We start from the raw sequence: 24,441 nt of genomic DNA, 5'->3' as shown, positions 1-24,441 counted from the left end.
TCCTGGATAACGTTCGCGTTCGGTTCTCTGGCAGACGGACGGGGCATGCCCGCCTTCCGTCGCATGTGTGATCAATGTCATAGCGAGTCACCCGTAACCCGCCGGACCGGCATCGATCCACCAGGCCGATCTCCGCAATCTCATTCCGGAGCGCCCCGTATAGCAGTTAAGGTGCCTTCGCGCCCCGGGCCAGCGGCCCCCGCTCCCGGCGCGCCGAGAGGGTGAGCGGGGATTGAACGGGGACCGATCCTCCGCACGGGCCGGCGGCCCGCGCGGTCTTTTCCGATTCTTCCGGCGTGACAGGCTGACCGGCCAGATCGCCGCCGGGCTGGTCGGCGTGCTCGCCGTGGGCGCGCTCGTCTACGGCGTGGGCACCGCCAGCGCGCGGTACCGGCTCTCGGACGTGGGGGCCTGGCTGAGCGCGAGCGGGAAGGGCCTGGTCGTGCACGCCAACGGGCTGGCCGGCAAGGTCGACGGCAAGGCCCCGGTGGTGCCGCAGATGCGCGGCCACCGCATCAAGGTCGTCCAGGACGGCGCGACGGTGCTGCTGGTCGACGAGGACTCCGGCGTCGTCAGCCGGATCGACCCCTCCCAGCTCAAGATCACCAAGAGCCGGCAGGTCGGCGGGCCGGGCATGCAGGTGGTCTCCGGCGGCGGCGCCGCCTACACGGTCGACCTCGTCAAGGGCGCGGTCCAGCAGATCGACCCGCTGACCCTGGCCCCGGTCGGCGCCCCCGCCACCCTCACCGCGCCGCTCGGGCAGGCCGGGATCGACGCCGGCGGCGCGCTGTGGGTGCCCGTCCCGCAGACCGGCCAGGTGGTCCCGTTCACGTCCGGCCGCCAGGGCGAGCCCGTGGCGGCCGGGAAGGCCGGCGACCGCCTCGCGCTGACGATGGCCGCCGGAACGCCCGTGGTCATCGACAGCACGTCCGCGACGGCGCTGATCGTCCGCCCCGAGGGCACCCGGCGGATCAACCTGCCCGCGCCCGTCGCGCGGGCCGCGAACGGCGTCAAGGTCCCGGCGGTCGCCGACGGGCAGATAGTCCCGATGCTCGGCGAGGGCGGCGCCCTCTACCTGCTGGACACCGGCGTCGGGCGGGTCGACTCTGTGGCCCTGCGCGTGCCCGGCCACGCCTTCGAGCCCCCGAACGTCCTCGGGCAGCGCGTCTACCTGCCCGACCGGACGTCCGGACGGCTGCTGGTCTTCAACACCGAGCGCAACGCCTGGGAGCGGCCCGTCGCGGCCACGCGCCCCGGCGGCGCGATCGAGGTCCTCGTCCGCGACCACATGCTGTGGGTGAACGACCCCGACGGCCCCACCGCCCTCGCCTTCGGCCCGGACGGCGGGGTCAAGCGCATCAAGAAGTACGAGGACAAGGTCCCCGGCGGAGCGCGGCGCCCGCTGCCCGTCCAGGCCAACCCGGGGGGCCAGGGCAACCGCAACGGCGGCGGCCGGGGCAACGGCGGCACCACCCCCGTCACGCCGCCGCCGTCCTCCAGGCCGCCGGTGAAGAAGGACCCCACCGCGCCCGATCCGCCCATGCCCGCCGCGTCCGGCGACAACGGCTCGATCAAGGTGCGGTTCACGGCGCCCGCGCAGCCGCAGGGCGTCTACCCGGTGACCCGGTTCGTCCTGCTCGGCCAGAACGGCAGGCCGGTCGCGGGCACCAGGCCGGCGCAGTTCCCCGGGACCAGCCAGGGCGGGACGTTCACCGTCGGCGGCCTGACCTGCGACACGACGACCCACCTCTACAAGGTGGCCTCCGAGTACAAGGGGAAGGACGGCAAGCCCGCCTACAGCGAGTCCGGCGAGGTCGGCGCCACCGCCTGCACCGCCCCCGGCCCGCCGACCACCCTCACCGCGACCCCCGTCAACCACGGAGCCGACCTCACCTGGGCCCCCTCGTCCGGCTTCGACGTCACGTACGTGGTGACCTCGCCCAGCGGGACCCTCACGACCAAGCGCACCTCGCAGGCGGTCCGCGGGCTGGCCAACGCGACGACGCACCAGGTCACCGTCAGGGCCCGCAACGGCGCCGGCGAGTCCACGGAGCTGGCGAAGACCGTGGACCTCACGTATCCCACGAAGCCGATCCGCAACCAGAACAACGGCCAGACCAACACCCTGATCCGGTCGGCTCCGAACACCTCCGGTCCCACCACGGGCACGATCCCCAAGGGGCAGATCATCACGATGACCGTGGTGTGCCAGGTCCACGGGGACCCGTACCACGACGCGGAGAGCAACACGAGCAGCGACGTCTGGAACCGAGTCCAGACGTCGTACGGCAACGGCTACCTCAACGACACCCTGGTGGCCACTTCCAAGAACGGCTACCCGTCGGACGGCCTCTTCGAATGCCAGATGTGAGCGGCACGGGCCGGACCGAGGGCGAACGAACCATGTCGAACGCGCGGGGATGCGGATCATGACTGAGAACGCGGCGGTGGACGCGGACGCGCTGGCCGGGCGGTTCGCGCAGATGTTCGCGGCGCTGGCGGGCAACATCGAGCGGGTCGTGCGCGGCAAGCGGGACAAGGTCGAGCTGGCGCTGACCTGCCTGCTGGCGGAGGGGCACCTGCTGATCGAGGACGTCCCGGGCGTCGGCAAGACGACGCTGGCACGGGCGCTGTCGGCGTCGGTGGAGGCCGAGTGGGCCCGCATCCAGTTCACGCCCGACCTGCTACCCAGCGACATCACCGGAGTGTCGATCTTCAACCAGGGGACGAGCGCGTTCGAGTTCCACCCCGGACCGATCTTCGCGAACCTGGCCGTCGCGGACGAGATCAACCGCGGCTCGCCCAAGACGCAGTCGGCGCTGCTGGAGGTCATGGAGGAGCGCCGGGTCACCGTCGAGGGCGTCCCGCATCCGGTGCCGCGCCCGTTCATGGTGATCGCCACGCAGAACCCGGTCGACATGGACGGCACCTACCCGCTGCCGGAGGCGCAGCTCGACCGGTTCCTCATGCGGATCTCGATGGGCTACCCCGACCACCAGGCCGAGGTGGCGCTGCTGGCCGGGGCCCCGACCGGCGCGACGCTCGACCAGATGCCGCCGGTGATGAGCCGCGAGGACCTCGCCCGGATGATCGACTTCGCGCAGCGGCTGCACGTCGCGCCGCCCCTGTTCGACTACCTCGTGCGCGTCGTCGCCGCCACCCGCGAGCACCCCGACCTGCGGCTCGGCGCGAGCCCGCGGGCCAGCATCGCGCTGCTGCGCGCCGCGCGGGTGCGGGCCGCGGCGGCCGGCCGCTCCTACATCGTTCCCGAGGACGTGAAGGCGCTCGCGGTGCCGGTCATCGCGCACCGGCTGATCGTCACGCCGGAGGCGGAGCTGCGCGGGCGCTCGGGCGCCGACGTGGTCACCGAGGCGCTGGGCGGCGTCCCGACGCCGCAGGCCGCCGGGGTGTGACGTGCTGACGCCGCTCGGGTGGGGGACGGCGGCCGGGTCGGTCCTGCTGTACGCGGCCGGCTGGTGGCTCGGCTACCCCGAGCCCGCCGTGCTGGCCGTCGCGGGCCTCGCCGCGGTCGGGGCGGCGGCGCTGTGGACGCTGCCGCGCCCGAAGCTGGAGGTCGGCAGGGAGATCGCGCCGGCGCGGGTGGAGCGCGGCGAGCCCGCCGTCGGGGTCCTGCACGTGACGAACAGGGGGCGCGGCGTCCGCGGGCTCAGCGCCGAGGACGCGGCGGGCTCCACCCCGGTCGCGGTCGACATCCCGCGGCTGCGCCCGGGCGGCGGGCGCACCGTGACCTACCGGCTGCCGACGTCCCGGCGCGGCGAGATCCCGGTGGGGCCGCTGCGGCTGGTGCGCGCCGACCCGCTCCGGCTGGCGCGCCGGGTGCGGGAGTACGGGGCGCCGCGGGTCCTGCTCGTCCGGCCGAGGACGGTGCGGCTGGCGCTGCTGCCGTCCGGCCGCGCCCACCACCTGGAGGGCCCGACCAGCGACAGGTCCCCGGCGGGGACGGCGACGTTCCACGCGCTGCGCGAGTACGTGATCGGGGACGAGCTGCGCCACATCCACTGGAAGTCGTCGGCCCGCACCGGGACGCTGATGGTCCGCCAGCTCGTGGACGCCAGCCTGCCGACGACGACGGTCGTGCTGGAGGCGCGCCCCGGCTCGTGGCCGGAGTCCGACGACTTCGAGCTGGCCGTGGACGCGGCGGCGTCGGTCGCGGCCGGCGCCGCGTCGGCGAGCTTCCCCGTCCGGATCCTCACCGGCGACGGCCAGGTGGCCGACACGCGGGGCGGGCCGGACGACGTGGAGGTCCTGCTCGACCGGCTCACCTCCGTCCAGACGCGGGAGGGGCCGCGCTCGGCCGTCGACGCGGTGCGCCGCGTGCGCCCGGGCGGGTCCCTGGTCGTCATCACCCCGGACGCGGCCGAGCTCGGGCGCATCGCGGCCGTCCGCAGCCGCTTCGACCGGATCGTCGTGCTGCGGGTCCGCCCGCGGGAGCCCGCGGCGGCACCGCCCGGCGTCCAGATCGTCGACTTCACCGACCTGGAGGGGCTGGCGGAGGCGTGGCGCCGGCTGGGCAGCGCCCGGTGACCAGGTACGCGTCGATCGCCGTGACGGCCTGCCTGGCCGCGGTCGCCGGGCTGGCGTTCCAGCGGGTCTTCGGGCTCGGGCCGGTCGTCCCCGTCGCCGCGGTCGCGGCGGTGGTGCCGACGCTGCTGTGCGGGCTGCTGTCGGGGCCGCGCAAGGACAAGGGCCCGTGGCCGCTGTGGATCTCGCTGGTGCTGACCGTCGTCGCCTGGGCGGGGACGGTCTCGGTCACCGTCCTGCGCCCCGCCCTCGGTGACGGGACGCTGCCGCAGACGCTGCGCGAGGGCGTGCTCGGCTCGTGGAAGTCGATCCTGACCACGCTGCTGCCCGCCCCCGCGAAACCGGAGTACCTCGTCCTGGTTCACCTGGTGGTGTGGCTGGGGGCGTTCGCCGCGGCGGAGCTCGCGCTGCGCACCTCGCTGCGCGCCGCGCCGTGCGTGCCCGTGCTCGGCGTGTGGGCGGTCGCGCTGCTGCTCGGGGTGGACGGCCCCGGATCCAACCTGCCGGCGGCCGCCGCGACCGTCGTCCTCATCGCCGTGCTGGTCCTGGTCCGCGCGGACGGACCGGGCTCGGGCGTCGCCTGGCGGCCCCTTCTGATCGGTGTCCCCGCCGCGGCCGTCCTCGGGGCGCTGGCGTTCGCCGCCGGTCCCGTCGTCCCCGTCAGTGCCGACCCCTACAACCCGCGGGAGCAGGTGCAGGCGCCGCCGCCGCAGCAGCGCGACGGCGTCAGCCCGCTGGACCGCGTCGGTGGCTGGCTGCTCAGCCCCGACCAGGTGATGTTCACGGTCGAGTCGAAGCGGAACGAGATCGAGCGGCTCGCCGTCCTGGACCGGTTCGACGGCGTGACGTGGTCGTCCACGGCGCGGTTCGTCCCGACCGGGAGCCGCGTGCCGCAGGGGCCGGACCCCGAGCGCGAGCACGAGGTCGCGCAGCGCATCACGATCCGCGACCTGCCGGGGGTGTGGGTGCCCGCCGCCGACCGGCCGCGGGAGGTCACCGGGCTCCCCGTCGTCGTCGACCCCGGCAGCGGCGCGCTGGCCGCCGCGCAGCCGCTGCGCCCCGGCCAGGCCTACCGCGTCGACTCCGTCGTCCCCGAATGGACGGCCGACGACCTCGCCGGTGCGGCCGTCGCGAACGACGCCGAGGCCAGGGCGGCGCGGGAGCTGCCGTGGGGGCCCGGCGCGAAGGAGCCGCCCGTCCAGATCGCCGAGTTCCGCAGGTTCGCCCAGGCCGCGACGCAGGGCGCCGTGTCGCCCATCCAGAAGGCCGCGATGCTCGCCCAGTACCTCAAGCGCTACGCCCGGTACGACGTCACCGCCCCGCCGGGGCACAGCTACCGGCAGCTCGACTACTTCCTCGGCGAGGGCAGGCGCGGCACGCCCGAGCACTTCGCGACCGCCTACGCCCTGCTCGCCCGGACGATCGGCCTGCCGTCCCGCGTCATCGTGGGCTTCGACGGCGGCGACCGCGCGGGCGACACCGTCCAGGTCCGGTCCGGGGACGTGATGGTGTGGCCCGAGGTCAAGTTCGACGGGCTCGGCTGGATCCGGTTCAACCCGCTCCCCGACAGCGCGCGACGATCCAAGAAGAACGACTCCGTCGCGGCGGGGGAGACCGAGCAGAAGCTGGAGCAGGCCCAGAAGAACGCGGCCTCCCAGCAGCGCGGCCAAGGGCCGGGCGACACGACGCAGAAGGGCCCGGAGAAGCCGGGCACCGCGGGCGACCGCCCCGCGCCGTGGTGGGTGTTCGCCTCGGTCGCGGTGGGCGTGTTCGTCATCGGCTACCTGGGCGCCGTCCTCCTCGCTCCCGCCCTGCGGAGGCGGCGGCGCAGGACCGGGACGCCCGCCGCCCGCATCACCGGCGCCTGGCACCAGGCCCTCGACCACCTCGCCGACGTCGGCCTGTCCACGGCCCGGACGCTGACCGCGCACGAGGTCGCCCGCTTCGGCGCGTCCGCCGTCGGCGACGACGCCCACGGCCACCTCGGGCCGCTCGCCGACCTCGTCAACCGCAGCCGCTTCGCCGCGTCCCACCCGGACCCCGGCGCCGCCGAGCGCGCGTGGCGTCACACCGACGAGCTCGGGCGCCTCGTCACCGCGCGGGCCGGCCGGCTGCGCCGCCTCCGGCGCCGCCTGCACCCGCGGTCGCTGCGGGACCGCCGGGCCGTCAGGACGCGGGGACGCTGACCGCGATCTCGCCGCCGAGCACCGCGCCCGTCTCCAGTTCCAGGTCGTCCCCGCTCCAGAACCGGCCCGGGTCGAACCAGTTCGGGCGGCGCCCCTTCGGCAGCAGCCCCATCGACTGGTACGTCACCGCGACGATCTCCGCGCAGAACGCCGTCTCCAGGTTCGCGTCCCGCTCGGCGGGCCGCCGGATCGGCACCCGCCCGCGCAGCCACCGCGTCGCCAGCTTCGACGTGGAGGGGAACGGCGTGCCGTCCAGCCGCGCCACCGCGCGCAGCGCCGCGTCCTCCGTCGCCCGGTCCGGCGGCGGGTCGAGCTGCCGCAGCCAGGCCCGCTGGCCGTAGCGGTTCCCCCAGGCCAGCACCGCCTCCCGCAGGTCGTGCAGCTGCGCGCCGCGGTGGTGCCCGCCCGTCCACATGTCACGCAGCGAGCGGCCGAGCTCGGCGTGCCACATCAGCGGCGGCAGATCGTCGATCACCACCGCCATGCCGACGTGGTTGACGGGGCTGTTGGTCGTCATCTGGATGGCGCGGTCGGCGACCGTCCGGCCGCGGAACAGCCACACGTCCCCGGTGCGGGTCAGCTCGACGGCCTCGGCGAGGGAGATGCTCGTGCCCGGCATGGTCGCTACGGTAGCCGTATGCGCACGTTGAGCGGGTCCGGCCTCTGGAAAGCAGCGAATCTCTGGAAGGCGCTGGGCGTCGCCGGGTTCCTCGGCGTCGCCGCGACCGGGGCCGTGATCGTGCGCGCCGAGCGCCGCCGCCGGGCCTACACCCCCGAGGAGATCCGGGAGCGCCTCCACGAGCGGCTGGACGGGTCGCCGGAGGAGCGGGCGTGACGGTGCGCCCCGTCCGGCCGCCCGGCCCGGACGACCTGGACCGCGCCTGGCGGACCGTGTCCGCCGAACTCGTCCCCACGCCCCTCGTCCCGTCGGGTCTGGCGCCGGGCGCGCTGCTGAAGCTGGAGACGTTCCAGCCGACGGGCGCGTTCAAGGTGCGGGGCGCGCTCGCGGCGGTCGCCGCGCTCCCGGAGGGGGAGCCGGCCGTCACGGCGAGCGCGGGCAACCACGGTCTCGGCATGGGGTACGCGGCCGCGAAGGCGGGCGCGGACGTCACCGTCGTGGTCTCGACCCGGGCGTCGCAGGTCAAGGTCGACAGGATCCGCGCGTTCCCGGTGCGCCTCGTCCAGCACGGGACGACCTACGACGAGGCCGAGGCGCACGCGATGACGCTGCCCGGCCGCTTCGTCTCGCCCTACAACGACCCGGCGGTCATCGCGGGGCAGGGCACCATCGGGCGCGAACTCGACCGGCAGGCCGACGGCCCCCTCACGGTCGTCGCGCCGGTCGGGGGCGGCGGGCTCGTCGCCGGCCTGTGCCTGTGGGCGCGCGAGCGCGGCGACGTGCGGATCGTGGGCGTGGAGTCGGCGGTGTCGCGCGGCGTCTCGGCGTCGGTGGCGGCCGGGCGGGTCACCCGGGTCGAGGTGGGCGACACCTTCGCCGACAGGCTGCCCGGCAACCTCGAACCCGGCTGCGTCACCCCGGAGGTGATCGGGCGCACCGCCGAGATGACGGCGGTCACCGACGACCAGATCCGCGCCGCGCTGCGCCTGCTGTTCCACGAGCACGGCCTCGTCGCCGAGGGCGCGGGCGCCGCGGCGGTCGCCGCCGTCCTGGCCGGGAAGGTCGAGGCCGCCGGGCGCCTGGTGGTGGTCGTGTCCGGCCGCAACATCACCGTCCCGGCCTACACGGCCGCCATCGGCGGGGACACCGGCGGTCACTGAGCACCGCCGTTTCCGGGGATCTCCCGCGCCGGTGGGACGCGAGCGGCTACGGTGTCCCCGGCGAAACGGGTGGGAGATTTCAGGACATGGCGGGCCTGGGCGTTTTCTTTCGGCGTGATCGGCTGACGGGGCAGGTGGCCGTCGGGCTCACCGGCGTGCTCGTCATCGCCGCGGTCGTCTACGGGGTGGGCGTCGCGAGCGCCAAGTACCGGATCGCCGACGTCGGCGCCTGGCTCGCCGCGGGGAGCAGGGGCCTCGTCGTGCACGTCAACGGGCCCGCGGCCAAGGTGGACGGCAAGACCGGCGTGCCCCCGCAGATGCGCGGCCACGACATCAAGATCATCCAGGACGGCGCGACCGTGCTGATCGTCGACCAGGCCACCGGCGTCGTCAGCCGCCTCGACCCCTCCCAGCTGGACGTCGGCGCGAGCCGCCCGCTCGGCCGCGGCCTCCAGGTCCTCGCGGGCGCCGGGAGGGCCTACACGGTCGACTCCGTCAAGGGCGTCCTCCAGCAGATCGACCCGGTCGCCCTGACGCCGGTCGGCGCGCCCGCCTCCCTCACGCCCGTCCTCGGGCAGGCGGGCATCGACGCGCGGGGCGCCCTGTGGGTGCCCGTGTCGCGGGACGGGCAGGTCACGGCGTTCACCGGCGGCCGCGCGCAGCCGCCGGTCCGCGTCGGCGGGCCGGGGGACGACCTCGCGCTCACCATGGCCGCGGGCGACCCGGTCGTCGTGAACTCCACGGCCGCCACCGCCACGGTCGTCAGGCCGTCCGGGACGCGCCTGACGGTCGCGCTGCCCGCGACCGTCCGGCAGGCGGGCCGCGGCGGCGTCCTCGCACCGCCCGCCACCGACGGCAAGACCGTCCCGCTGCTGGTGCCCGGCGCCGGGTCGCTGGTGACCGTCGACACCGACACCGGGCGGTACTCCAGCACGCGGCTCGCCGTGCCGAAGCACCGGTACCGGCCGCCGCAGATGCTCGGGCACAAGGTCTACATCCCCGACGAGACGGCCGGGGCTCTGCTCGTCTACGACTCGGCCGGCAACCGGTTCGAGGCGCCGGTCCCGGTCAGCGGGCGGCCCGCCAGGCTGGACGTCTTCGTCCGCGACGGCCTGCTGTGGGCGAACGACCCGGCCGGCCCGCACGCCGTCGTGATCGACGGGCAGGGCGCGCGCAAGGGCATCGACAAGTACCGGGACAAGGTCGCGGGCGGGCCCGTCCGCCGCGCCCTCCCGCAGCCCGGCGGCAGCGGCGCCCCGGCGCCGCGGACCGCCCCGCGCGACCCCCGCCGCCCGACTCCGGACGCGCCGCCCGGCGCGCCGCTGAACGTGTCGGTCACGCCGGGGGCGGGCACGATGCGGATCGACTTCCAGCCCTCGGAGGGCGAGGGCGTCATCGGGTACGCGCTGAAGGACGTCCCGTCCGGCCTCGCGGCGAGCCCGCCCGCGATCGCGCCCGGCGCCGGGCCCTTCACGTTCACGGTCACCGGCGGGGACTGCGCCCGCGAGTACCGCTTCCGCGTCGCCGTCCGCTACCGGGACGGCGGCGGACGGACCCGAGAGCAGGTGTCGGCGCCCAGCGATCCCGCCCGCCCCTGCGTGACGCCCGGTGCGCCGACCGGCCTCCAGGCGCAGGCCACCGCGTCCGGGACGAAGGTCTCCTGGACGGCCCCGCCCGGCGCGTCCACCTACCGCATCGGCTGGGACGGCCCGGTCAGGGGGACCCGGACGGTGCCCGCCGCGACGGGCTCGGCGATGACCGCGACGCTCGGGGACGTGTGGACGAACGGCCCCTACACCTTCAGCGTCGCCGCCGTGAACGGCGCCGGCACGGGCGCCGCCGCGACGCTCGACGCCAGGCTCACCGGACCCGCGACCACGTACCCGGTGGAACGCAACGGGAACTCCAACGCCTACATCCGGGCCACCGCCGACGCCAACAGCGGCACGACCATCGCCACCATGACCGACAACAACGGCACTCTCGTCGTCGTGCACTGCCAGGTGAAGGGCGCCTACTACAAGCACCCGAAGGACTCCAACCTCGCCGGCGACATGTACTCCAAGATCACATGGAGCGGCAAGACCGGCTACCTCATCGGCTACCTGGTCGACACGCCGGGCGACTGGAGGAGCCCCGCGGGGCCGGCGGTCTGGACGTGCGAGCCCTGACCGGCGGCCCGTCCGGGGGCGTCACGGCGTGGTGCGCTTCTTCGCCTTGCCGACGCAGGCGGGCGCCGACCACGCCACGTCCGGCGCCTGGCCCTGGTTGAGGCGCAGCACCGCGCCGACCTTGAAGCAGTGGGTCGTGTTCGGCCGCAGGCCCGGCATGGTCGCCGACTGCGAGCCCGCCTTCACCGACACGATCGGCTGGGTCCCGGCGGGCTGCTGCTGGACGAGGAGCGGCAGGCCGCGTGCGGCGGGCGGCAGCGTCCAGAGCAGCGCCGCCGTCCGGCCGACCTGCCGCGCGACCACCTTGCGCGGGCGAGTCGCCGCGAGCTGCGAGCCGGGGATCGGCTGCTGCGGGGTCTGGGTGGCCTGCCCCTGCGGGACGGTCTGGGACGGCGGTGTCGATGCCGCGGTCGTCCCGCCCTTGCCGTCGCCGCCGCCGGACAGCGCGAGCGCCCCGACGCCGAGGGCCAGCCCGCCCGCGAGCACGATCCCGGCCACGACGATCAGGCCCCGGCGGGGGCCGTCCTGCGGCTGGTCCCAGGTGGTGTGGTGCGGGCTCTCGTGCGGTGCCGTGTGCGGCGGCATGTGCGGTGCCGTGTGCGGCGGCATGTGCGGCGTCGTGGAGGAGCCGCTCGCCGGTCGGTCGCCTGCCTGGCGCGCCGGGACCGGGGGCCAGGCGGCCTCGGGGGCGGGCCGCGGGCCGTCCTGGGGGAGGAGCGCGTCCGGGGTCTGCGACGGCAGGGCGTTGGCGTTCGGCGCCCACGGTGACGGCGGCGGGTTGGGCAAGGCGACGGGCGCCGGAAGCGGCGGCGCGACGGTGGGCAGGGACTGCGCCTGAGTGGGCGCCGGCGGCGCGGCGGAGGTGTCGGGGAACGAGAGGCGGCCGGAGTCAGGCACCGCCGGAGCGCCGAGGCCGCTGTGCGCCACGTCCGTCATCGGCAGCCCCAGCTCGGACTGCAAGCGCTGGAGTGCCTGCGCGAACTCCACGGCGCTCGCGAACCGCTCGTCGGGCGTCTTGGCCATCGACCGCACGATGAGGTCGGTGACCTGGCGCGGGACGTCGGGGCGGGGGAAGGGCGGCGGCGGGTCGTTCAGGATCCGCAGCATCAGCGGCGCGATGCCCTCGCGGGGCGGCCCCTTGAACGCGGGCCGCCCGGCCAGCAGCTGGTAGAGCGTCGAGCCGAGCGAGTAGAGGTCGGACCCGATGCCCGGCGGCCTGCCCTCCAGCACCTCGGGGGCGGCGTGGTGCGGGGTGAACGCCTGCGTGTGGGTGGCGTCGAAGCTGTCGACCAGGCGGGCGATGCCGAAGTCGGCGAGCGCGGGCTCCCCGTACCGCGACAGCAGCACGTTCTGCGGCTTGACGTCGCGGTGCAGGACGTCGGTCTCGTGGGTGGCGGCGAGCGCGCCCGCCATCTTCACCCCGATCCGCAGCACCTCGGCGAGCGGCAGCGGCCCCTCCCGCCTGAGCCGGTCGGTGAGCGCGCCGTGCTCGAAGTACTCCATCACGATGTAGGGGCGCCCGGACCGGGTGGTGCCGGTGTCGAGCACGGTCACGATGTTCGGGTGCCCGGAGAGCCGCCCGGTGATCTTGCACTCGCGCTGGAACCGCCGCATCGCCGCGTCGTCGACCGCGCTGATCGACAGGACCTTCAGCGCGACCATCCGGTCCAGGCGCTCCTGGTGGGCGCGGTAGACGACGCTGAAGCCGCCCTCGCCGACCTGCTCCAGCACCCGGTAGCCCGGAACGTCCTCGGTCATGGGTCGGGGGTTCCCTCTCGGTCGCTCGTCTCGTCCGGGGCGCGGCGGGGCGCGGTCATTCGATGCGGTGCGGCCCGGGCCGGTTCCCGGGGGCAACAGCGTAGTACGGGGAGGAAACGGGCGTGGCTGCTCTCGCCGGGAAAGCCCGGACCGAACGACCCCCGGCACCTCGTACGGAAATGAGATGACATTTCCATTCGCCCGGTTAATCGTTGTGCCAATTGCGCTCCAGTGCCGGCCCACTCCGTCCTAACCTCGGGTTTCGCGACGAAGGAACTGCCCCAGAGGGAGTGGCGGGCCGTGACGGACGATGTCATGACGAATCCGTACAACGAAACACCGCCGGCCGAATCGGCTTATGGCGAGCTCGTCCGGATGGCGTATTTCGTTCTGCCGGGACGGGGAAAGCGCGTCTACCGGCTGGCGATCGCCCGCCGGATCGTGGACTCCACCGCGCGCGGCACCCGCGACCGCTCCGCCGCCGGGCACGCCCGGCGCCGCACCCGCGTGCTGCGCCGGGCGCTGCGCCCGTCCCGCCGCCTGCAGATCGGCCTCGGCCCGTGGCTGCGCGCGCTGCCCGCCCGGCTGCCCGACCCGGCGCTGACCGCGGCGCTGTCCAGGCTCGACCCCCACGTCCGCGTCGCCTACGTCCTGCGCAACGTGGAGGGGATGCCCCGCTACGCCGTCCGCGACCAGCTGATCGAGCTGCGGGTGCGCGACCCCTGGCCGGTGATCCGCGCCGCCGAGGCCGTCGAGGTGCCCGAGCCGCGCCGCGCCGACCGGTTCGAGCCTGAGCTGCTGCGCCCCGTCCGGACCCGCTCGGTGCTCCCGCTGGCGGCCGCGGTCTTCCTCACCGCCGCGCTGGTCGGCGCGCTGCTGCTGACCGAGCGGGAGGGCGCGCGCGAGGCGTCCGCCCGCGGTCTCGGCCTCGTCGCGGCCGCGCCGGACGCGTGGACCCGCGGCGCCCGCTCCCTCGACGTCTGGCCCGCGCGCGGCGAGCTCGCCGGCGACCGGGCGTTCGGCCGCCGCGCCGCCGCCGCGTGGGCGGCCGCGCCCGAGGGGCGCCGCCCCGAGAGCGGCGTCGCGCAGCTCCTGTACGCCGGCCAGGTGGACGGCGCGCCCCTCGCCGTGATGCGCAGCGGCGGGCGCCTGGCCCGCTACGCCTCCGGCCGCCTCGACGTCGCCGCGATCGGCGCCGATCCCTCCGCGCCGATCGCCCTCGGCGGCGGCCGCTACCTCCTCGCGCCCTGGGACGTCCGGCCGGAGACCTTCGCCGGGGGGCGGCTCGCCACCTCCGGCGGCGTGACGGCGCCCGTCCGCCCCGGCACCGGCTGCGGCCGCGGTCCGCTCTTCCACCTCGGCCCGCGGACGGTCGGCGACCTCGGCGGCCCGCGCGCCGCCGTCCTCGGCTACCGCGCGCCGGACCGCCGCCCCGGCGGCCCCGACCGTCCCGCCGTGCTCGGCCGGTCCGCCCGGTCGTTCTGGAAGAGGCTGGCCTGCGCGGTGCCCGCGCCCTCCCGGCCCGTCTCCGCGGCGACGGCGTTCGACTTCTGGTCGGGGACGCTGCCGCACGGCGGGAAGCGCGCCGACTGGACCTGCACCCGGCTGGCGTACGCCGACGGCGGCGCCGCCGCCTTCGCGACCCTGCTCGGTGCGCAGAACCTGGCCACGGGCGCCTGCGACGTCCGGCGCCCGGTCAGCGGGACGTGGTGGCGCGCCCCCTCGGACGGCTGGTACTACCTGGCCGCGGCGGGACGCGGTCTCGTCCCGCACGCCGAGGGGGTCCGGCGCCCGGTGACGCGCGACCGCCTCCTCGTCGCCGGCGGCACCCCCGGCGCGCCCGTGGTCCTCACCGCCCGTTAGGGCGGGCCGGTCAGCATCCGCTTACCCGGATCGGGCACACTGGGGGGACCGAACGAGATTCAGGGAGTCGCAGATGGGCAACGGGCCGCTCTCCGGAGTGCGGGTGATCGAGCTGGCCGGGATCGGGCCGGGGCCGTTCGCGGCGATGCTGCTGGCCGACCTCGGCGCCGACGTGATCCGCGTCGACCGCGCCTCCGCCGTCCGGGACGGCGAGAGCACCGGCGGCACCGACTTCACCAACCGCGGCAAGCGGTCGATCGCCATCGACCTCAAGAGCGAGCGCGGCAGGGAGGTCGTCCTGCGCCTGGTGGAGAGGTCCGACGTCCTGCTCGAGGGGTTCCGCCCCGGCGTCACCGAGCGCCTCGGCATCGGCCCGGACGACTGCCTGGCCCGCAACCCCCGCCTGGTCTACGGGCGGATGACCGGCTGGGGGCAGGAGGGGCCGCTGGCGCACACCGCGGGCCACGACGTCGGCTACATCGCGATCACCGGCGCCCTGCACGCGATCGGCCGCGCGGGCGGCCCGCCGCAGGTGCCGATGAACCTGCTCGGCGACTTCGCGGGCGGCAGCATGTACCTCGTCACCGGCGTCCTCGCGGCTCTGCTCGAGTCGCGGGCGAACGGGCGCGGCCAGGTCGTCGACGCCGCCATCGTGGACGGCACCGCCCACCTGTCCACCTTCATCCACGGCTTCCTCGCGGGCGGCATCTGGGAGGACCGCCGCGGCGTCAACATGCTCGACACCGGCGCCCCCTGGTACGACGTCTACGAGACCTCCGACGGCCGCCACATGGCCGTCGGTGCCATCGAGCCGCAGTTCTACGCCGAGTTCCTCCGCCGGCTCGGCCTCGACGGGGAGGACCTCCCCGCCCAGTACGACCGCGACCGGTGGCCCGCGATGCGCGATCGCTTCGCCGCCGCCTTCCGCACGAGGACGCGCGACGAGTGGGCGGAGGTCTTCGTCCCCAGCGACGCCTGCGTGGCCCCCGTCCTGTCGATGACCGAGGCCGCCGAGCACCCCTACAACACTTCCCGCGAGGTCTTCCCCGACCTCGCCGGCCACCGCCAGCCCGCCCCGGCCCCCCGCTTCTCCCGGACCCCGGCCGACACCGACGGGGTCCCCGTCCTCCCCGGGGGCCAGACCAGGGCCGTCCTGGACGAGCTGGGCTTCGACGACGCCGAGGCCCTCCTGAAGGAAGGCGCCGTGGCCCAGGCCTGACCGGACGCCGGTGGCCGTGCCCGACGCGCACGGCCACCGGACCCCGTCACCCGGTGCGCTTCTCGATGCGGGAACCGCGGCGGAGGGTGACGGACATGACGTCGCTCGGGCCGTCCAGTTCCAGGCGGTGCCAGCGGCCGCGCGGGACGACGACGGCCGTGCCGGCGGCCAGCCGCACCACCTCCTCCTCGCCACCGGGCTCCTCGGGACGCAAGTAGATCCGCAGTCCGCCGGACAGGCAGCACACCGCCTCCTCCGCGGCCGGGTGCACCTCCCAGTGGTCGGCGTGGACGTCCTCGTCGGTCTCGACGCGGAACGCCGCGACCTGCCAGCCGCCGTCGTCGCTCGTCATGCGCGGCTCGGCCGCGCGGACCGCGCCGTCCGGGTGGAAGGTGAGGGCGGAGGCGAACATGTCGATCGGGTTCATGAGCGTGTTCCTTCCAGTCGGTTTTCCTTGGGCGCGGGGGAGGGCGCGGCGGCGGAGCCGCGACGGGGGAGGGCGGCGGCGAGCACGGCCGCGATGAGGAACAGGGCGGCGGAGACGGCCAGGCTCAGCGCGTACCCGTCGTTCAGCGCGCGTTCGGTCGTGGCGCCGCCGGTGCGGTGGGCGGCGACGGTCGCCAGGGCGGCCAGGCCCACGCAGCCCCCGAGCTGGCGGGAGCTGTTCAGCAGGCCCGAGGCCGTTCCCGCCTCGCGGGGCGCGACGCCGGTGGTGGCCGCGACGGCGACCGGGGCGAGGACGAGACCGGTGCCGACGCTGCAGAGCAGGGAGGGCCCGAGGACGTCGGTGAGGAAGTCGCCGCCGGGGCTGATGAGGGCGAACCAGCCGAGTCCCGCGGCGGCGAGCAGACCGCCCGGGACCAGCGACGCGCGCGGCGAGCGGGACGAGGTGATGCGGGTGGCGGCCACCGTCCCGGCCACCAGCCCAGCGGAGAAGGGCAGGAACGCCGCGCCCGTCTCGGCCGCGCCCATGTGCAGGACCTGCTGCATGTAGAGGGACACGAAATAGAAGGCGGAGAACTGGCCCGCGGCGGCGAAGAACACGATGAGGTTCGCCCCGGCCACCCAGCGGCCGCGCAGCAGCCCGAGCCGGACGAGCGGGGCCGGCGACCTGGACTCGGCGAGCACGAACGCCGCGAGGACGACCGCCGCCGCGGCCAGCGTGGCGAGGGTCGCCGCGGAGGTCCACCCGCGGGTGCCGGTGCGGACGACGCCGAACACCAGGAGCCCGATGCCCCCGGTGGCGAGCACGGCGCCGACCACGTCCGCCCGCTCCCGCGCGGCGGCCCGCGCGGCGGGGACGCCCGCCGGGACGAGGGCCAGCGCGGCCGCCACGATCGGCAGGTTGACCAGCATCACCCAGCGCCAGCCCGCGTACTCGGTCAGGACGCCCCCGGCGAGGACGCCGAGCGCGCCGCCCGCCGCGTTCACCGCGCTCCACACGCCGAGCGCCCGCACGCGAGCGCGCCCCTCGAACGTGGTCGTCAGCAGCGCGAGAGCCGCCGGAGCGACGGCCGCGGCGCCGGCGCCCTGCCCGGCGCGGGCGGCGACGAGCTGCCAGGACGTCTGGGCCAGGCCGCCGCCGAGCGAGCAGAGGCCGAAGACCGCGAGCCCGAGGACGAACAGCCGGCGCCGCCCGTACAGGTCGCCGGCCCGGCCGCCGAGCAGCAGGAACCCGCCGAAGGTGAGCGCGTAGACGTGCACGACCCAGGCGAGGTCGACCGGGGCGAAGCCGAGGGACGCCCGGATCGCGGGCAGCGCGACGTTGACCACCGCCATGTCCAGGGCGACGACGAACTGGGCGACGGACGCCGCCGCAAGCACTACGCCTGGTCTCGATTTTTTGTACATGTATAAAAAGCTAGCCGGAGGGGGCTCGCGTGTCCAGCCGGGGGCGCGCGCATGCGCGATGATGGGGAGATGGCGTCCCCAGAGCGGCGGGGCGGCGGCAGGCCGCCCCGCATCTCCCGCGCGGAGATCATCGAGACCGCCCGCCGGATCGTGGACGAGGAGGGGGTCGGCAGGCTCACGATGCGGCGGCTGGCCAAAGAGGTCGGCAGCACGCCGATGGCGCTCTACCACCACGTGCGCGACAAGGAGGAGCTCCTGCTCCTGCTGCTGGAGGACTACACGGCCCGGACGCTGCGCAGGCCCGAACTGCCCGGTGATCCCCGCGAGCGCGTCGTCGTGCTGGCCGCGGCCATCCGCGAGACGCTCACCGGCTGCCCGTGGATCGTGGAGGTGCTCATCGCCGACGACCTGATGGCGCAGGAGGCGCTCTGGTTCAACGAGCGGATCGTGGACGCCCTGATGGAGTGCGGGCTCACCATCGAGCGGGCCGTCCACGGTTACCGGGCGGTCTGGTACTACACGGTGGGGGAGATGATCGTGCGGGCCGCGTCCGCCCGCAGGCGCGCCGGCGACGACCGGCCCACCTACCGCGACCGGGTCTTCGCCGACCTCGACCCGGCGGAGCTGCCGCGGCTGGCGTCGCTGTCGGGCCGGTGGGCGGAGCTGACCGCGCGGGACACCTACCTCGACGGCCTGCGCGCGCTCGTCGACGGGCTCACCCGCGCATGAGGCCGCAGGCCACGCCCCCGTCCGCCGGGGCGATTGTGAATCGGCTGACAATTCCCGCGCGGTAACCGGCGGTCATCCGACAAGACTGCGCCGGAACCCGGTCGTACTTTGTGGGCACTTCCACCCCGATCAACACGGCGACCGCGAAGGCCGGACGACGGCCTTTTTCGTCGTGCCCGCATTAGGGAGATGCCCATGCGTTTCAAACGACTCCGCTCGTGGGCGGTCGTCGCCGCCGCGGTCCCCGCCGCGCTCGGCCTGGCCGGGACGGTCGCGCCCGCCGCGCATGCCGAGACGAGTCCTCAGGGGGCGAACGACTGGAACTGCAAGCCCTCGTTCGTCCACCCCCGCCCCGTGGTGCTCGTGCACGGCACGTTCGAGAACATGGCGTTCAACTGGCAGAAGCTCTCCCCGGCGCTGAAGAAGGCCGGGTACTGCGTCTACGCCCTCAACTACGGCGGCCCGAAGGACGGCCCCATCCAGGGGATCGGCGACATCCCGACCTCGGCCGGTGAGCTGGCGGCGTTCGTCGACAGGGTCACGGCCTCCACCGGGGCGTCCAAGGTCGACATCGTCGGGCACTCGCAGGGCGGCATGATGCCGCGGTACTACATGAAGTTCCTCGGCGGCGCCGCGAAGGTGAACAGGCTGGTCGGCATCGTGCCGTCCAACCACGGGACCAACATGTCCGGGCTGGTGGAGCTGGGCACCCTGCTCGGCATCACCCAGGAGGTCGTGAAGGCCGCGCCGGCCGCGGGCCAGCAGATCGTCGGCTCGGACTTCCTGAAGAAGCTGAACGAGGGCGGCGACACCGTGCCCGGCCCGACCTACATCGTGCTCTCCACCAAGTACGACGAGGTCGTCACGCCCTACACCTCGGAGTTCCTCAACGGCTCCAACGCGCAGAACGTCCTGCTCCAGGACAAGTGCGCGAACGACACCAACGCGCACGTGGGCATCGCCTTCGACCCGGTGATGATCAAGTTCGTGCTGAACTCGCTCGACATCTGGGGCCCGTACTGGCCCATCGACTGCGCGAACCCCCTCGGCTGACCCGGAACGGCGGCGCCCGGCGGCCTTCACCGCCGGGCGCCGCCGGCGTCACAGCCCGAGACGCTTGGCGGCGATCTCGTTCATGATCTCGTTGGTGCCGCCGCCGATGCCGAGGATGCGGGCGTCGCGGTAGTGGCGCTCGACCTCCGACTCGCGCATGTAGCCCATCCCGCCGTGCAGCTGGACGGCCTCGTGCACGACGTGCTCGCAGGCGAGGACGGCGGTGTTCTTGGCGTAGGCGGTCTCGGTGAGGACGTCCTCCCCGGCGGCGTGCCGTTCGGCGACCGCGCGGGTGTAGGCGCGGGCGACGTCGGTCCGCCGCGCCATCTCGACGATCTTGTGCCGGACGAGCTGCCGGGAGGCCAGCGGGCGCCCGAACGTCTCCCGGTCCCGGACCCAGGCCAGGGTGAGGTCCAGGCAGCGCTGCGCCGTCGCGTAGGCCTGGACGGCCAGGGAGAGCCGCTCGGTCACGAAGTTCTGGACGATCTGCACGAATCCGCTGTTCTCGGCCCCGACCAGGTTCTCCGCCGGGACGCGGACGCCGTCGAACGCCAGCTCGGCGGTGTCGGAGCAGAGCCAGCCCATCTTGCGCAGCGGCCGCGACACGGTGAACCCGGGGGCGCCCTTCTCCACGACCAGCAGGGAGATGCCGTCGAAGCCGGGCCCGCCCGTCCGCACCGCCGTGGTGACGAAGTCGGCCCGCACGCCCGAGGTGATGAACATCTTGGCGCCGTCGACGACGTAGTGCCCGCCGTCGCGGACGGCGGTGGTGCGGATGCCCGCGACGTCCGACCCGGTGCCGGGCTCGGTGACGCCGAGCGCGCCGATCAGCTCGCCGGCGAGCGCCGGCCGCGCGAACCGGTCGATCAGCGCCGCGTCCCCGGAGGCGATGATGTGGGGGAGCGCGATCCCGTGCGTGAACAGGGAGGCGACCACGCCGCCCGACCCGCCGGCCTGGATGATCTCCTCGGCGACGATCAGCGCGTCGAACAGCTCCCCGCCGGACCCGCCGGCCTCCTCCGGGAACCCGGCCCCGAGCAGCCCCGCCTCGGCGGCCCGGACGTGCAGGGAGCGGGGCAGCTCGCCCGCGTCCTCCCAGCCGGCGAGGAACGGCGCGATCTCCCGCGCGGTGAAGTCGCGGACCAGGGCCCGCAGCGCCGCGCGCTCCGGGGTCTGCCAGGGGTCCAACGCGCCTCCTCGGTAGAACGAGGTTCGGAATCTAGCAGGCGGCGCGTCACTCCCCGGCGCGCGGGACGGGCGGCGCGGGCAGGTCGGCCGCGGGGACGCCGGACAGCTCGCTGACGTGCCGGCGCAGCACGGCCCGCAGCTCCGCCGGGTCCGTGTCCTCGGGCCGCAGGACGGCGTGCGAGGTCAGACCGTCCACCAGCGCGTGCACCCGCGCGGCCTCCACCTCGATGTCCAGCTCCGGGCGCAGCGCCCCGGCGCTGCGGGCCGCCCGCAGGACCCGCGCCGCGATCGAGCGCAGGTCGTCGTGCATCTCCCGGGCCAGCGGGCGCAGCTCGGGCCGGGTGCGGGCGCCGACGGTGAAGGCCAGCCATACCTCGGCCTCCTCGCGGCGCTCGGCGTCCAGCGGCAGCAGCTCGGCGAACAGGGCCTCCATCGCCGCCGCGTGCTCGGCGGGCGGCGCGGCGGGGTCGTGCACCGCCAGGCGGCCGGCGCGCTGCCGCAGCCGCTCGCCGGCCCGCTCGGCGAGCGTGCGCATCGCGAAGATCATGATGTCGGCCTGGCCGCCGAAGTAGTGCCGGACGGACCCGATCGCCAGGCCCGCCTCGGCGGCGACGGTGCGCAGCGACGCCTGCTCCAGGCCGTCCCGGAGCACGACGCGGAACACGGCCTCGGCCACCTCGCGGCGGCGGGCCTCGGGATCGACGATCTTCGGCACCGCTCTTTTATAGCACGTCCGTGCTACAGTCTTTTTTGGCACGACCGTGCCAAAGAAGCCCGACGGAAGGGGAAGGCCGACATGGACGAGGTGATGAACATCCTGCTGATCCGCTTCGCGATCATCGTCGCGGGGATCGCGCTGCTGGCCGTCGCGGTGTTCAGCGTGGCGATCGTGCTGAGGCGCCGCGGCCGGCTCGGCCGGGCCCGCGGCCTGGTCGAACCGGCCCTGCGCGCCTGGGCCGACCGTCCGGCGCCCGGCCCGGGCGCGCGGCGGAGCGGCGGCCGGTCCGAACTCGGCCGGCTCGCCGCCCGCGGCGCCCTGCACTACCTGGACCACCGGACCGGGCCCCGCCGGGCGGGAGGGGACCGGTGACCCTCGCCGCCGACGACGCCGATGTGATCATCGACCTGCTGGTGGACCGGCTGATCAAGGGCGGGATCGTCCTGGCGGCCCTCATCGCGGTCGTGGTGACCCTCACGATCGTCTACCGCAGAACCGGCCCGAAAGACCCGCCCTGACCACGGGCCCAGGCGCGGTCACGTAGCGAGCCGGGACTCTGAGGACTAGCCGAGGGCGTCGGTGACGGCGTCCGCCCACAGGGCGAGGCCGTCGTCGATCTGCTCTCCGGTGACGACCAGCGGCGGGATCATACGGACGACGTTGCCGTACGCGCCGCAGGTCAGCAGCAGGAGCCCGCGCTCGGCGGCGGCCCCGTGCGCCCGCGCCGCGGCGGCGGCGTCGGGTTCGCCGTCCGGCGTGGTGAACTCGCTGGCCTGCATCAGCCCGAGCCCCCGCACGTCGCCGATGGCCGGGTGGTCGGCGGCGACCTTGCGGAGCCCGTCGTTCAGCCGCGCGCCCTGCACCGCGGAGTTGCCGACCAGGTCCTCGTCGGCGATGACCTGCAGGGTGGCGAGCGCCGCGGCGCACGATACGGCGTTGCCCCCGTACGTGCCGCCCTGCGAGCCCGGGCGGGCCTTGGCCATCAGCGCCTCCGGCGCCGCGATCGCCGACAGCGGGAACCCGCTCGCCAGCCCCTTGGCCGTGATCAGGACGTCGGGGCGCGCGTCCGAGTGCTCGTGGCCCCAGAACCGGCCGGTGCGCCCGAACCCGGTCTGCACCTCGTCCATGATCAGCAGGATGCCGTGCCGGTCGGCGCGCTCGCGCAGCCCCTCCAGGAACGCGGGCGGCGCGGGGATGTAGCCGCCCTCGCCGAGGACGGGCTCGACCACGAACGCGGCCGTGTCGGACGCCGGGCTCGCGGTGACGAGCAGGTAGTCGAGTTCGCGCAGCGCGAACCGCGTGGCCTCCTCCTCCGACCACCCGTACCGGTAGGCCTGCGGGAACGGCGCGATCGCGGCGCCCGGCATCAGCGGGCCGATCCCGGCGCGGAACTTCGTGCCCGCCGTGGTGAGCGCGGCGGCGCCCATCGTCCGGCCGTGGAAGGAGCCGTGGAAGACGACGATGTTCTGCCGGCCGGTGGCGTGGCGGGCCAGCCGGATGGACGCCTCGACGGCCTCGCTGCCGCTGTTGAGGAAGAACAGCGAGTCCAGGCCCGCCGGCAGCACCTCGCCGAGCGCCTCGGTCAGCCGCAGCAGCGGCCGGTGCATGACGGTCGTGTACTGGCCGTGGATGAGCGTGCCCACCTGCCGCTGCGCGGCCTCGACCACGCGCGGGTGGCAGTGGCCGGTGTTGGTGACGCCGATGCCCGCGGTGAAGTCCAGGTGCCGGCGGCCCTCGGCGTCGTACAGGTAGACGCCCTCGCCGCGCTCGGCAAGGACGGGGGTGGCCTGCTTGAGCAGGGGAGACAGCGTCGCCATGGCGTCCCTCCGGTAGATTGTCGACAATCTGCAATGTAGGTGGCCCGGGGCCGGTTGTCCAGGGCGGCTCGCGCCGTGTGGCGGCGCCGGAAGTTACGACTCGCGGAGGCGGTGGATGGAGTCGGTCATGTGCTCCTCGATCAGGGTGAGCAGGCGCTCCTCCTCCCCGTCGCCGATCGCGTCGACGAGCCGCCGGTGCTCCTCGACGAGGTCGGCGGGCTCGGGATAGGTGTCCTGCAGCGCGTTCAGGCACATGCGCGTCTCCACCAGCAGCGTGTGCGCCATCCGCTCCAGCCGCGGGCTGCCCGACGAGCTGACCAGCACCTCGTGGAACGCCTGGTCGGCGTCGCTCATCGCGACGCGGTCGCGTTCGCGGGCGGCGGCCACGAGCGCCTCCAGCGCCTCGGTGAGCCGGGCCACCGCCTCGCCCCGGTTCCGGTTCATGATCAGCCGGCAGGCCTCGCGCTCGATCGCGAGCCGGGCGAGGTAGACGTCCTCGACGTCCCCCTCGTCCAGCGTGATCACGAACAGCCCGCGGTGCGGCTCGCTGACCAGAAGGCCCTCCTGGACGAGCCGCTGCATGGCCTCGCGCAGCGGCCCGCGGCTGATGCCGAGGCGCGCGGCGAGCTCGGCCTCGCCGAGCTGCGCGCCGGGCTCCAGCGACCCGTACATGATCGCCGAACGCAGCTCGTCCGACACGATCTCCACTGTGGACTTGCGGGGAACAGGCTCAAGCTCACCCAGTCGGCCCATCGGTTCCCTTTCGTCTTCTTGTCATGGCTGCCAGGCATGTCGCCCGTGCGGGAGGACGGCGGCGGGGACGGAGAACAGCCGGCCCAGCCCGGTGCGCGGCGGGAGCCCCTCGGGGCCGGACGCGAGCCGCAGCCCCTCCCAGACGCTCACCTGGTTGGCGGTCAGCACCGGCTTGCCGACCCGCGCCTCCAGCTTGTCGAGCCAGGACACCGTGTGCAGCGCGGTGTCGGGCACCAGCACCGCCTCGGCGTCCGGATGGTCGTTGGCCGCCACGAAGCTCAGCACCTCGTCGCGGCCGAGGGTGCCGACCTCGGCGGCGGTGACGATGCCCCGGCAGGACAGCGCCACCACTTCGATGCCGGCGTGGGCGAGGAACGCGACGAACCGCTCGGCGACGTCGGCCGGATAGGTCGCGGCGACCGCGACCCGGGTCACGCCGAGGGCCCGCGCCGCGTGCACGAACGCGAACGAGGTGCTGGAGGCGGGCACGCCCGCCGCCTCGCGGACGCCCGCGACCTGCTGCGCGGCGCCGTCCCAGCCGAACACGAAGCTGCCGCTGGTGCACGCCCACACCGCGGCCTTCACACCGAGGTCGCGGAGCGCGCGGGCGCCGTCGCCGAGCACGTCGGCGCCGCCGATGTCCAGCAGCGCGTCGACGCGGTGGGCGTCCTCGCGCATCAGGGTGTGCACGACCGGGAGGCTGACCTCTCCCAGGGCGCGCTCGATGGCGGGGTAGTCGTCCTCGGCGCTGAAGCCGGGGTAGAGGAACCCCGCGCGCAACCCGTTCTGTCGCATGTGGTCGGCCATCCTACCT

At 75.0% G+C, this 24,441-nt stretch carries 22 protein-coding genes; 13 read left to right on the top strand and 9 right to left on the bottom strand.

All coding sequences use genetic code 11. The annotated features are described in order from the left end of the window. Positions 1-232: 232 nt before the first annotated feature. The 4 genes from AB0C84_RS25940 to AB0C84_RS25925 are packed head-to-tail and all read left to right on the top strand — an operon-like array spanning position 233 to position 6,728. Entirely contained in the window at positions 233-2,371 is a 2,139-nt protein-coding gene (locus AB0C84_RS25940) for a fibronectin type III domain-containing protein (protein ID WP_361071104.1), read from the top strand. Between the two features lie 58 nt (positions 2,372-2,429). Then, on the top strand, positions 2,430-3,413 hold the full coding sequence (locus AB0C84_RS25935) for a MoxR family ATPase (RefSeq protein WP_361071102.1): 984 nt from the start codon (positions 2,430-2,432) through the stop codon (positions 3,411-3,413). Between the two features lies 1 nt (position 3,414). Beyond that, complete coding sequence (locus AB0C84_RS25930; RefSeq protein ID WP_361071099.1) at positions 3,415-4,545, top strand: DUF58 domain-containing protein; 1,131 nt, start codon at positions 3,415-3,417, stop codon at positions 4,543-4,545. Continuing rightward, entirely contained in the window at positions 4,542-6,728 is a 2,187-nt protein-coding gene (locus tag AB0C84_RS25925; protein WP_361071096.1) for a DUF3488 and transglutaminase-like domain-containing protein, read from the top strand. Before AB0C84_RS25930 ends, AB0C84_RS25925 begins: the two co-directional genes overlap by 4 nt. Here AB0C84_RS25925 and AB0C84_RS25920 read toward each other — a convergent pair. After that, complete coding sequence (locus AB0C84_RS25920) at positions 6,709-7,347, bottom strand: hypothetical protein (protein WP_179847643.1); 639 nt, start codon at positions 7,345-7,347, stop codon at positions 6,709-6,711. The two genes, AB0C84_RS25925 and AB0C84_RS25920, sit on opposite strands and share 20 nt — an antisense overlap. An 18-nt stretch (positions 7,348-7,365) precedes the next feature. On the opposite strand from AB0C84_RS25920, the gene AB0C84_RS25915 reads away from it, so the two are divergent. The 3 genes from AB0C84_RS25915 (at position 7,366) to AB0C84_RS25905 (ending at position 10,678) form a co-directional block, all read left to right on the top strand. Further along, positions 7,366-7,563 (top strand): hypothetical protein, encoded by a 198-nt coding sequence (locus AB0C84_RS25915; protein WP_361071092.1) that lies wholly within the window; start codon positions 7,366-7,368, stop codon positions 7,561-7,563. After that, a complete protein-coding gene (locus tag AB0C84_RS25910; protein ID WP_361071089.1) occupies positions 7,560-8,507 on the top strand; it encodes a pyridoxal-phosphate dependent enzyme in 948 nt (315 codons plus the stop codon). Before AB0C84_RS25915 ends, AB0C84_RS25910 begins: the two co-directional genes overlap by 4 nt. A 134-nt stretch (positions 8,508-8,641) precedes the next feature. Continuing rightward, positions 8,642-10,678 (top strand): fibronectin type III domain-containing protein, encoded by a 2,037-nt coding sequence (locus AB0C84_RS25905; RefSeq protein ID WP_361071086.1) that lies wholly within the window; start codon positions 8,642-8,644, stop codon positions 10,676-10,678. Between the two features lie 21 nt (positions 10,679-10,699). Here AB0C84_RS25905 and AB0C84_RS25900 read toward each other — a convergent pair whose 3' ends face one another. Beyond that, positions 10,700-12,436 (bottom strand): protein kinase, encoded by a 1,737-nt coding sequence (locus AB0C84_RS25900; RefSeq protein ID WP_361071083.1) that lies wholly within the window; start codon positions 12,434-12,436, stop codon positions 10,700-10,702. A gap of 300 nt (positions 12,437-12,736) precedes the next feature. Between AB0C84_RS25900 and AB0C84_RS25895 the strand changes: the two genes are divergently transcribed. Then, complete coding sequence (locus AB0C84_RS25895) at positions 12,737-14,299, top strand: hypothetical protein (RefSeq protein WP_361071080.1); 1,563 nt, start codon at positions 12,737-12,739, stop codon at positions 14,297-14,299. Between the two features lie 73 nt (positions 14,300-14,372). After that, positions 14,373-15,518: a CaiB/BaiF CoA-transferase family protein gene (locus AB0C84_RS25890; RefSeq protein ID WP_361071078.1), complete on the top strand. Its 1,146-nt coding sequence runs from the start codon at positions 14,373-14,375 to the stop codon at positions 15,516-15,518. A gap of 46 nt (positions 15,519-15,564) precedes the next feature. Here AB0C84_RS25890 and AB0C84_RS25885 read toward each other — a convergent pair whose 3' ends face one another. Together AB0C84_RS25885 and AB0C84_RS25880 are read right to left on the bottom strand one after the other, a co-directional pair. After that, on the bottom strand, positions 15,565-15,945 hold the full coding sequence (locus tag AB0C84_RS25885; RefSeq protein ID WP_361071075.1) for a cupin domain-containing protein: 381 nt from the start codon (positions 15,943-15,945) through the stop codon (positions 15,565-15,567). Continuing rightward, positions 15,942-17,369, bottom strand: coding sequence for an MFS transporter (locus tag AB0C84_RS25880; RefSeq protein WP_361071072.1), 1,428 nt, complete (start codon positions 17,367-17,369; stop codon positions 15,942-15,944). The genes AB0C84_RS25885 and AB0C84_RS25880 overlap by 4 nt, the downstream gene beginning before the upstream one ends. A gap of 69 nt (positions 17,370-17,438) precedes the next feature. On the opposite strand from AB0C84_RS25880, the gene AB0C84_RS25875 reads away from it, so the two are divergent. Together AB0C84_RS25875 and AB0C84_RS25870 are read left to right on the top strand one after the other, a co-directional pair. Next, positions 17,439-18,098 (top strand): TetR/AcrR family transcriptional regulator, encoded by a 660-nt coding sequence (locus AB0C84_RS25875; RefSeq protein WP_361071069.1) that lies wholly within the window; start codon positions 17,439-17,441, stop codon positions 18,096-18,098. A gap of 195 nt (positions 18,099-18,293) precedes the next feature. Then, positions 18,294-19,151 (top strand): alpha/beta fold hydrolase, encoded by an 858-nt coding sequence (locus AB0C84_RS25870; protein WP_361071066.1) that lies wholly within the window; start codon positions 18,294-18,296, stop codon positions 19,149-19,151. A 48-nt stretch (positions 19,152-19,199) separates the two neighbouring features. Here AB0C84_RS25870 and AB0C84_RS25865 read toward each other — a convergent pair whose 3' ends face one another. Both AB0C84_RS25865 and AB0C84_RS25860 read right to left on the bottom strand, forming a co-directional pair. After that, positions 19,200-20,339 carry an acyl-CoA dehydrogenase family protein gene (locus tag AB0C84_RS25865; protein WP_361071063.1) on the bottom strand — a complete coding sequence of 380 codons (1,140 nt, stop codon included), beginning with the start codon at positions 20,337-20,339 and terminating at the stop codon, positions 19,200-19,202. Positions 20,340-20,385: 46 nt separating this feature from the next. Continuing rightward, positions 20,386-21,054 (bottom strand): TetR family transcriptional regulator C-terminal domain-containing protein, encoded by a 669-nt coding sequence (locus AB0C84_RS25860; RefSeq protein ID WP_361071060.1) that lies wholly within the window; start codon positions 21,052-21,054, stop codon positions 20,386-20,388. Positions 21,055-21,135: 81 nt separating this feature from the next. Here AB0C84_RS25860 and AB0C84_RS25855 point away from each other — a divergent pair, with 81 nt between their 5' ends. After that, positions 21,136-21,429, top strand: a complete 294-nt coding sequence (locus AB0C84_RS25855) for a hypothetical protein (protein WP_361071057.1) — start codon at positions 21,136-21,138, stop codon at positions 21,427-21,429. Continuing rightward, the gene (locus AB0C84_RS25850; RefSeq protein WP_179847658.1) at positions 21,426-21,575 is read left to right on the top strand and encodes a hypothetical protein; all 150 of its coding nucleotides are present in this window, start codon (positions 21,426-21,428) and stop codon (positions 21,573-21,575) included. Before AB0C84_RS25855 ends, AB0C84_RS25850 begins: the two co-directional genes overlap by 4 nt. 45 nt (positions 21,576-21,620) lie before the next feature. On the opposite strand, the gene AB0C84_RS25845 is transcribed toward AB0C84_RS25850, so the two are convergent. The 3 genes from AB0C84_RS25845 to AB0C84_RS25835 form a co-directional block, all read right to left on the bottom strand. Then, the gene (locus tag AB0C84_RS25845) at positions 21,621-22,874 is read right to left on the bottom strand and encodes an aminotransferase class III-fold pyridoxal phosphate-dependent enzyme (protein WP_258942208.1); all 1,254 of its coding nucleotides are present in this window, start codon (positions 22,872-22,874) and stop codon (positions 21,621-21,623) included. 93 nt (positions 22,875-22,967) lie between these two features. After that, positions 22,968-23,627 (bottom strand): GntR family transcriptional regulator, encoded by a 660-nt coding sequence (locus AB0C84_RS25840; protein ID WP_361071052.1) that lies wholly within the window; start codon positions 23,625-23,627, stop codon positions 22,968-22,970. Between the two features lie 21 nt (positions 23,628-23,648). Beyond that, positions 23,649-24,422, bottom strand: a complete 774-nt coding sequence (locus AB0C84_RS25835) for a maleate cis-trans isomerase (protein WP_258942206.1) — start codon at positions 24,420-24,422, stop codon at positions 23,649-23,651. Between the last annotated feature and the right edge of the window lie 19 nt (positions 24,423-24,441).

The organism is Actinomadura sp. NPDC048955 (assembly GCF_040649435.1).
Taxonomy (GTDB): Bacteria; Actinomycetota; Actinomycetes; order Streptosporangiales; family Streptosporangiaceae; genus Spirillospora; species Spirillospora luteofluorescens.
The sequence above is the reverse complement of the archived record's forward strand: the minus strand, read 5'-3'. Positions and strand labels throughout refer to the sequence as shown.

Bases quoted from the DNA above. Each gene is read 5' to 3' on its own strand.
- AB0C84_RS25935 (WP_361071102.1), top strand. From the start codon at position 2,430: ATGACTGAGAACGCGGCGGTGGACGCGGACGCGCTGGCCGGGCGGTTC.
- AB0C84_RS25870 (WP_361071066.1), top strand. From the start codon at position 18,294: ATGCGTTTCAAACGACTCCGCTCGTGGGCGGTCGTCGCCGCCGCGGTC.
- AB0C84_RS25900 (WP_361071083.1), bottom strand. From the start codon at position 12,436: ATGACCGAGGACGTTCCGGGCTACCGGGTGCTGGAGCAGGTCGGCGAG.
- AB0C84_RS25890 (WP_361071078.1), top strand. From the start codon at position 14,373: ATGGGCAACGGGCCGCTCTCCGGAGTGCGGGTGATCGAGCTGGCCGGG.
- AB0C84_RS25880 (WP_361071072.1), bottom strand. From the start codon at position 17,369: ATGTACAAAAAATCGAGACCAGGCGTAGTGCTTGCGGCGGCGTCCGTC.
- AB0C84_RS25875 (WP_361071069.1), top strand. From the start codon at position 17,439: ATGGCGTCCCCAGAGCGGCGGGGCGGCGGCAGGCCGCCCCGCATCTCC.
- AB0C84_RS25855 (WP_361071057.1), top strand. From the start codon at position 21,136: ATGGACGAGGTGATGAACATCCTGCTGATCCGCTTCGCGATCATCGTC.
- AB0C84_RS25915 (WP_361071092.1), top strand. From the start codon at position 7,366: ATGCGCACGTTGAGCGGGTCCGGCCTCTGGAAAGCAGCGAATCTCTGG.
- AB0C84_RS25920 (WP_179847643.1), bottom strand. From the start codon at position 7,347: ATGCCGGGCACGAGCATCTCCCTCGCCGAGGCCGTCGAGCTGACCCGC.
- AB0C84_RS25840 (WP_361071052.1), bottom strand. From the start codon at position 23,627: ATGGGCCGACTGGGTGAGCTTGAGCCTGTTCCCCGCAAGTCCACAGTG.
- AB0C84_RS25845 (WP_258942208.1), bottom strand. From the start codon at position 22,874: ATGGCGACGCTGTCTCCCCTGCTCAAGCAGGCCACCCCCGTCCTTGCC.
- AB0C84_RS25835 (WP_258942206.1), bottom strand. From the start codon at position 24,422: ATGCGACAGAACGGGTTGCGCGCGGGGTTCCTCTACCCCGGCTTCAGC.
- AB0C84_RS25885 (WP_361071075.1), bottom strand. From the start codon at position 15,945: ATGAACCCGATCGACATGTTCGCCTCCGCCCTCACCTTCCACCCGGAC.